Genomic DNA, 5,190 nt, shown 5'->3' on the forward strand with positions numbered 1-5,190 from the left:
ATCTCCTTGAATAATAGGTCTATACAGCACATCAAAGAAATTCTCATCTCCCAATAGAGCAGTTGCCTTTAACTCTTTGTCTTTTTCGGTTTTAAGAAAACCATCGACAGTTAAATGCATAAACCTTGTGCCAGCTTCTACTCCACTAATTTCATTGGCCATACCAACTACAACCCCACCCGATATCTTTTCATAATGTTTTTTTTCTGTATCATCTTGTCTTAATAGAGTATAGATGGGTTCTACTCTATAAATTCGTTCTTTATTGGGATAAAAGGAATCATAACTACGCACATAGAATACTTTAGTAAGTAAGACCAATGCAATAGCGATGCCAATACTCAATGTTATTAGTTTGAAGAAAGACGATTTTCCATTATTCAAGATGGAGCGGAAAATATATTTCAACCGATTATTCATAGATTTATTCCGATTTAAGTGATTTTATAGGATTCTTTAATGCGGCATGGCGACTCTTAATGCTTACTGTAAGCAATGTGATGAGTAAGACTAAGAAACCTCCTAGAACAAACACCCACCAGTGCATCTCTATGCGATAAGCAAACTGATCAATCCATTTTTTAGATAACCAATACGATAAGGGAATGGCTATGATATAAGCTACACCGAAAATGTATAGCAGACTTTTATTGAGCATCACCACAATCTGGTTCTCTGTAGCTCCGTTTACTTTGCGTAAGGCTATCTCCTTCTCTTTATACTTCACATTAAAACTGACCAAACCATACACCCCCATCATCGTGATGAGCAAGATGATGATAGAAAATGCAGTTATCAGTTTTGCTTCATTATTCTCTTTGGAATAAAGATCATCGAGTTTCTGTTCTAAGAATTGTACCGACACAGAGCCTAATACCTTTTCATTGATCACCGACTCTATCCAAGGTATCACTTCTCGAAGCGAAGCACCCTTAGCAATCTTCAAAAAGATGATACCTTTGTTCTGAAAATCAAGGGTCACGAATGCCATCGGCTCTATCTCTCTATGCAAAGATTCAAAGTTGACATTTTCAGCTATTCCACAGATGGGAAGATTAGAGTCGAATCCTGGGAATTCTTCTCCGATAGGACTTTTATCGCTGGCATACGTATCTGCAAATTTCTGATTGAATATAAGACGAGCAGTTCCATCTTCGGCAGAGGGAAAATTTTCTCCTTCTACAATATCTATACCAAAGAATGTTAAGAAGTTGGGATATACAGGCCATGCTTTTAAGGAAACCGATTTATCTCTCCAGTTTCTTCCCCACCCCATCTGTACATTTCCGGGTACAAATCGAGCACTAGTATAATCTATAATGGCAGGATTTTCTTTTAAATTATTAATAAGGGTATCAAAAGGTTCATCTATCCTCTCGGTATTGAAGTACACTATATTTTCTTTCTCCAAGCCCCATTCGTAATTCAACATATAGTTATATTGCAGATATATAAAACCCGTTACAATAGGTAGTGTACACGCTATACACAATTGGAACAACAACAGAGTTTCTCGTATCTTTTTACTGTTAATGACATTCAAACTACCTCCTTTTAGGGCTTCGATTTCTTTAAAAGAGGTGGCGTACCATGCTGGATAGTAACCTGCGGCTAAACTTAGCAACAATAACAACAAGCCACAAGCTAGTAAAGTACTTGTATTATTAGATAAAACAAGGCTCGCTTTGAAGAATACAGATAAATCAGAATTTGCTAATACTGAGACCAAGAATAGACTCAGCAAGAAAGCTAAAAGAGTAAACAACACAGATTCTGTAATAATAACCCACTGCTGATACCTCTTGCTAAGTCCTAATACCCGATGAATATTTAAGCTTTTGATACGTGAAGGAGCTGTAGTGAGCGAGAAGTTTATAAAATTGATATAGGCTATCAGCAATACAATTACGCCCACAACAAAAAACGAGATTAAGCGAGGACGAATATTCCCAAACTTAGCGTCTTGTGGATAATCCGTGAATGAAATGAAATTAATAGCAGTCTTTGAGTAGTCCTGCTCTCCTTCTCCCCAAAACTCTTTACTATTCACAGTCTCTTGTAAGGACGGAACATGCTCTGGCTTGATTAAAAAGTAACTTAAAAAGCTAAATTCAGAGTAATCAAACTCTTCTTGGTAAATGTATAATCCATTATTTAAACTACAGTTATCAGGGAAATCCTTCACAACAGCCTCAATGGTATATATGGACTCTTTCACACTTTCATTGCTTTCAAAGTAGGGTTTTATAACTTCTCCAACAACATTTGATTTTCCAAAAATTCTTAGAGCTTCACTCTCTGTAATAAGAGCATGAGTACCCTCCTCAAGACCTAATCGAGCATCACCATGTAATACTTCGGGTTGAAATAGATCTAAGAAATCGGGTTTAACCTTATTCAACTCTATCTCAACTAAATTTTCATCTATTTTAAAGGGATAAGTAAAATGATGTATGAGCGTATATTTTTCAACAGCAGCAGAAGAATTGGCAATCCGTTGGGCCAGTGGAGTACTTATTAATAAAGAATTCTCTCCTGTTTCAGTTTCAGTAAGATAAGCCATGACAATGTCATCCCCTCTTTCAATGTTATGATTGTATGTGTAATCGTATCTCACTTGGATCATACAAACCAAGAAGACGGTTATTGCTCCTGTTAAACCTAAGAAGTTTATCAAGCTCGAAGTTGCAAAGCGCTTGAGCACGTATATAAAGTTTCTGAATATAGCTTTCATAGTATCGCTGTTTGTGTTTTTAGTTATTCAATAATTAATTCATCTACTTGCTCATAATCAGCATAAGTAGAGGTTATTACTTTTTCTCCAGACTCTAGTCCACCAGTTACTTCATAATAAACAGGGTTCTGCCTACCTATACTAACTTTTCTTCTTACTGCTCTTTTGCCATCGGGCGAAACTACAAATATCCATTGCCCTCCTGTAGCTTGATAAAATGCACCTCGGGGAACAAGAATAGCTTCTGAGGGTTGCCCCAATTGTAGGTTGATATAATAGGTTTGCCCTGTACGAATATTACTAGGACGTTCGCCTACAAACACAAAATCCGTTTTAAACTGCTTCTCTCTAACCTCAGGATATACCTTGCGTACTCGCAATTCATACTCTGTTTCTTGTCGCTCAAAACTAGCATCTAAACCCGATTTCACTCGATCTATATAGTGTTCATCTATTAGAGCCTCAACTTTAAAGTCTGAAAGTACACTTATTTGTCCAATTTTAGAACCCGAAACTACATTTTGTCCGACTTCAATATCGAGTAACCCCAACTGACCATCTACAGGAGCTTTTATGTTTAAATTATCACTACGTTGTCTCACTAAGTGCATATTTCTGCGCATATTATGTAAGCTTTCTTCCATATTTTCCACCTGAATACCTCGGTAGATAGAATCTTGCATTTGCCGATCCATAACCAATTCTCTTCCTCGCACGGCGAAATCATAATCTTCTTTAGCCTGAATATATTCCTCTTTCGAGACTAATCTCTCAGAATATAATCGGTTATACTGCTCATATCTCCGTCGTTTACGATCAACATCCAAATCGAGTTGGAGTTTTTCTTGACGAAGTCTTAGTCGCTCTTGTTCCATAGTAACTTGCGTATTTCTAAGGAAGTTTTGCTTTTCGGCAAGCTGAGCCTCACTATCCAAAATACTCAAACTGAGGTTGGGATTACTCAACCGTACAATGATATCTCCCGATTTTACCATGCTGCCCTCCTCAACTAGTTTCTCTTCTACTATTCCACCTTCAATAGCACTCAGTTGAATGGTATTGATGGGCTGTACTTGTCCACTTATGCGGATATAGTTGTTGAACTCTCCAGCTATTGCCTCATTGATAGTAAGGTATTCTGCTTTCACCTTGAACTTTCGATTGTGATTTCCCAAAATCAACCAACCCATAAAGAGGAAGAAAAGCAATCCTACCAATCCCCACAAGATGTATTTCTTTTTGAATTTTTTCTTCTTTAGTTGTATATCCATTGCCTGTTATTTTTGCTATAATTAGTTCTGTTCGGTATAAGGTATTCCCTTGTAATATTGATAAAGCTTTAGTTTAAGCACATATGTGTGATAAGACTTCATACTAGCTACTTGCGCTTGTAGTAATCGGTTGGCACTTATACTGAGTTGGATAGGATCTATCAAACCCTCCTGATGTTTTTTTACATTGGCTTGATGTGCTGCAAGCATTGCTTCTTCTTGCTCAAGTGCTTGGTGGTAATCATCTACTTGCCCATTCACATCTGCAATTGTTTGTTCTATATCTCTATATATTTTGCTAAAGGTATTTTCTTGCTCATATCTAGCTATTGCAAAATTGGCTTTTGCTCTACGCAGATTGGTAGTTCTACTAAAACCCGTGAAAATGGGAAAGGAAAAATTAAACTGAATAAACTCTCCCCGATTATCTTTTAGCTGATCACTATAGCTCCACTTACTATCACTCTCTACTGTTTTATTGAGATACTTAAAGTAGTTGGTACTCGATCCTAGATTCATAGAAATGCGAGGATACCACGAACCTTTAGCACTGCGAAATGCCATTTTCTCGGCATCTACACTATTTTGTGCAATCAAGGCTTGAGGTAGATACTGTATGGCTTCAGCAAAAATATCACTAGCAGACTCTAAGGTTATATTCACGGTATATAAACCATTTACTCCTTTTATATACAAATCTTTATCTAGTGGATAATTAAGTTTTTCTTTAAGGAGGATAACAGCTATCTTCTTCAAGTTTTCTTGCTGAGTAAGGAAGTATTTATCTTCTGCCAACTTAGCTTTGGCTTCGGTTATCTCTACAATACTTACCATGCCCAACTCTTCCATACGTTCCAACTTCTTTTGGTTTGCTATACTCGTTGCTACTTGCTTTTGAGCTAGAGATATGGTTTCATCAAAGTAGGCTACATTGAGGTATGCTTCTACTACTTCATAACTCAACATATCTTTTATGTTTTGAAACTGATTTCTACTTTTTGCAGTATTTACACGAGCCATTTTCAATCTGTTGATGCTACTTAATCCGTCAAAAAGCATCAAACTAGCTGTTATCTGATATTGGTTACTAAAAGTATTATTGGTCGTCATGGCTTGCGTAGTGTAGTCACGGCTATTTCCAAAACTTAAACCAGCACCTACTTGTGTATTAATAGAGGGTAGCAA

Annotated in this window: 3 protein-coding genes and 1 pseudogene; all 4 read right to left on the minus strand. The window is 36.9% G+C overall.

Annotation, left to right across the window (positions count from 1 at the left end):
* A pseudogene (locus tag K8V80_RS00210) lies at positions 1-420 on the minus strand (ABC transporter permease); the annotation flags it as partial.
* Positions 421-424: 4 nt separating this feature from the next.
* Complete coding sequence (locus K8V80_RS00215) at positions 425-2,734, minus strand: FtsX-like permease family protein (protein ID WP_276774438.1); 2,310 nt, start codon at positions 2,732-2,734, stop codon at positions 425-427.
* 23 nt (positions 2,735-2,757) lie between these two features.
* Entirely contained in the window at positions 2,758-4,005 is a 1,248-nt protein-coding gene (locus K8V80_RS00220) for an efflux RND transporter periplasmic adaptor subunit (RefSeq protein WP_276774440.1), read from the minus strand.
* A gap of 21 nt (positions 4,006-4,026) precedes the next feature.
* Positions 4,027-5,190: TolC family protein (locus K8V80_RS00225; protein ID WP_276774443.1), on the minus strand; the 1,164-nt coding region annotated here is incomplete at its 5' end.

It is taken from the genome of Bacteroides coprosuis (genome assembly GCF_020741705.1).
GTDB lineage: Bacteria > Bacteroidota > Bacteroidia > Bacteroidales > Bacteroidaceae > Bacteroides_E > Bacteroides_E coprosuis.